Annotated in this window: 3 protein-coding genes; 1 reads left to right on the top strand and 2 read right to left on the bottom strand. The window is 47.6% G+C overall.

The annotated features are described in order from the left end of the window. Nucleotides 1–889: FAD-binding domain-containing protein (locus K2Q26_12505; GenBank protein ID MBY0316339.1), on the top strand; the 889-nt coding region annotated here is incomplete at its 5' end. Between the two features lie 43 nt (nucleotides 890–932). On the opposite strand, the gene K2Q26_12500 is transcribed toward K2Q26_12505, so the two are convergent. Then, nucleotides 933–2,756: a thioredoxin family protein gene (locus tag K2Q26_12500; GenBank protein MBY0316338.1), complete on the bottom strand. Its 1,824-nt coding sequence runs from the start codon at nucleotides 2,754–2,756 to the stop codon at nucleotides 933–935. 22 nt (nucleotides 2,757–2,778) lie between these two features. After that, nucleotides 2,779–3,297, bottom strand: a 519-nt coding sequence (locus K2Q26_12495) for a fumarylacetoacetate hydrolase family protein (GenBank protein ID MBY0316337.1), incomplete at its 5' end; no start/stop codon positions are given.

Raw genomic sequence — 3,297 nt, 5'->3', positions numbered from 1 at the left:
TTTGTTTTCGATCCAGTGGAAGGACGTGATGGGGAAAAGTTTTCCCTGGCGCGACTCCTTGGAGAGTTTCATTACGACGAACAACAAAAGCGTTAGCATCGAAATCCCTCCCGCCGGATCGGTGGTGGCTTTCGAGCGCCTCAAAGACTTTAAGTCAAAGACCGAAGGTTATGACGACAATAGAAATTTTCCCGCTCTGAGTGGGACGTCAAAGTTCTCTTTATTTTTAAAGAATGGTTCTTTGGTCACGTCGCAAATCATTCCTTATCTTCAGTTAGAAGATCTTACTTTTGCTCAAAAGAGTGGGCCGACCCAATTTTTAAAGGAGCTGGTCTGGCGTGAGTTCTATTACTCGATCCTATGGTATCGCCCTGATGTCGAAAAGACGTCGTTCCTCGAAAAATACAAAGACATTAAGTGGTCTAATAATAAGTCTCACTTTGCACGTTGGTGCGAGGGCACCACGGGCTATCCGATAGTGGATGCAGGGATGCGCGAGCTTAACACGACAGGATGGATGCACAATCGTGTAAGAATGATTGTGGCTTCGTTTTTAGTGAAAGATCTTTTGATCAATTGGCAGTGGGGAGAGAACTATTTTATGAAGATGCTTCTTGATGGAGATCTGGCTCCCAATAACGGTGGTTGGCAATGGGCATCCTCGACAGGATGTGATCCTCAACCTTACTTTCGCATTTTTAATCCCTGGCTTCAGAGCGAAAAATTTGATCCCGAGGGTGAGTATATCCGAAAATATATTCCTGAGCTTGCGAGCGCGCCGACGAAGATTCTGCATGATCCTGATGGCGATCGATCGCGATGGAAATATCCAGCCCCCATCGTTGTTCACGCCGATCAAAAAGAAAAAGCTCTCGCACTTTACAGGTAACAGTTCCCTTTTCGTAGCGGAGATCGCTACGAAAAGGGAACTGTTACCTGTTAATGGTCTCGAGCACGAGTGATGGCGTTAGGACTTCGGGAAGAATCTGTACGGAACCGTCTTTGGAGTAGAACAAATAGAATGGAACTCCCAAGCGGTTGAAGGATTTGAGCCACGCGGTGATGTCGGCGTTGTAGTTGGTCCAATCGGCTTTAATCATCAAAATCTCATTTTTCTTGAGAGCTTCTTGGACCTTTTTGTCGGAGAAGACTAATTTTTCGTTCACTTTGCAACTCAAGCACCAGTCCGCAGTAAAATCGACGAAGATGTTTCTTTGACCGATATTCTCTTTAAGATGAGCTGGATTAAACTCGACCCAATCGATGCCGTCGACCGCAGAAACTTTCGTGGGCGAGACCTGTTGATAAAAGATCCAGCCGAGCCAAATGGCGGTGAGAAAAAGCGGGAGGGACAGGATTTTTTTAAAGGTGTCCATCCACGCTCCGGGCTTAGGAAGAGCGCGAGCAAAAAATTGGGGGGCCACCGTGAGGAGTAGATAAGGAGAAGCCAGTCCGAGTCCCAAACTCGTAAACAATGCAAAGACGGTAGAAAAGGGTTGGGAAAGAGCGAAGCCGATGGCTCCTCCCATAAAGGGCGCCGTACAAGGGGAGGACACGATGACGGCGAGAAGGCCCGAGAAAAACGATCCGCTCAATCCATTGCGAGACATTTTATTTTGCATCCGAGTGGGAACGAGGATGTTAATATTAAATACTCCGAGCATGGTGAATGCCATCATTAAAAATAAGAGCATCAAGGCGCCGACAAAAACAGGAGATTGAAGCTGAAAACCCCAGCCAATCCCACGTCCACTTTTCTGGAATAAATAAATCACCAGTGCCAGTGTCCAAAAAGAAAAGAGAATCCCTAGAGTGTAGGCGATGCACTCCCACCGTAATTTTTTACGTTCGCCGTGAGCACTTTTGACAAATGAAAACGCCTTAAGGGCGATGATCGGGAGCACACAGGGCATGAGATTTAAAATAAGACCGCCCACAAATGCGGCCAACAGAAACTGCATAAGAACGAAGACCGTCGATTCTGGAAAAAGATTTACATCGTAGTTTTTAGGACCTTCGGGAGTTTCAAGTTGTAAAACGCCGGCCAGAGTCTTTTGTGAGGGTTGAGTCTTCGTAAACACAATCTTTTGTTGGGAGCCTTCGAAAAGAACCTGCGGCTTTTTGAGTTGGATGAGTGTGGTGTCGTCCGGGAAAAACTGGGTGTAACGCCAGGGAGAGTTGACAATCAGTGTGAGAGATTCTTGTGAAGTGTTTTCGAGAGATATGGGAGCGGTACTGATCGCCGAAGCGGGAAGTTGGTCTTGATTGGCGCGAAATAGAGTTAGGATTTCTGCAGAATCTGACGAGGGAACAGTAATTTTAAAATGACCCGTCTGAGGGATACACACATCATCACACACTAACCACTCGGCATCGAGTTCCGCAGTGACCGCTCCGTCCGTGAGTTTGAACTCTTGGGTCAAAAGAACTTCGCCCTCGTAAGCATAGCTGACGATACCGGCCACTTCGATTCGCCGAGGAACAGGCCATGAGATGGAGGATGTTTCTTTGAGACCGCTCTCCGGGGAAAACTTCCATTTGAATTTAGGCGGAGCTCCTGAGTCCCCCGGATTCTTCCAGTAGGTGTGCCAGTGGGGACGGAGGCGAATATGAAAGCCGAGAGTGATTTTGGAGTCTTCGGAGAGCGAGAGGAGTCGAGCCTCGGAGTGGGAGAATTTTTGAAAGGGAATGGGTGTCTGGGCGTGACTGGTCGAAAAAAAACTCCCACTGAAAATCAAAAGCAGCAAATATCGCATAAAGTATTTTGCGGAAGGAGATTTAGTTTCGAACAATAAACTCCGCAGTTCCTATGGAATCCAGTCTAGCACAAATGCGCATGTTCGGTTCAAGCTGAATCGCCTGAGTCGCGGCGCCCGCCAAAACAATACTGCCGGCCGGGAGAGCTTTGTTTTCTTGAGAGAGTAAAGACACGAGCTCACATAAAGATAACCAAGGATCGCCCAGGATCGCGTCACCTTTAGCCTCTGACGCCACATCGTCATTGAGTTCAATGGTGATTCGGAGATTTTTAATCTCTTTTACGGAAGCCACAGGTTTTCGATCGCCTAAAACAAAAAATGCCGACGACGAATTATCTGCAACCACATCGGGCAAAGCAAAATACTTAAATCCACGAAAGCGAGAGTCCAAAATCTCGAGAGCCACACCCACTTCGCTACACGCCGACATCGCCTCCGCCACCGAAATCTTCCCCGAAAGCTCCTTATGAGTCACAAAAAAGATCTCCGGCTCCGCCTTAGGATGAATCTTTCCTGCCAATGAGAGCTCACCCTTGTG

It is taken from the genome of Bdellovibrionales bacterium, from assembly GCA_019750295.1.
Classification (GTDB): Bacteria; Bdellovibrionota; Bdellovibrionia; order Bdellovibrionales; family JAGQZY01; genus JAIEOS01.
This window is presented reverse-complemented; position numbering and strand designations above follow the sequence as displayed.

Bases quoted from the DNA above. Each gene is read 5' to 3' on its own strand.
- K2Q26_12500 (MBY0316338.1), bottom strand. From the start codon at position 2,756: ATGCGATATTTGCTGCTTTTGATTTTCAGTGGGAGTTTTTTTTCGACC.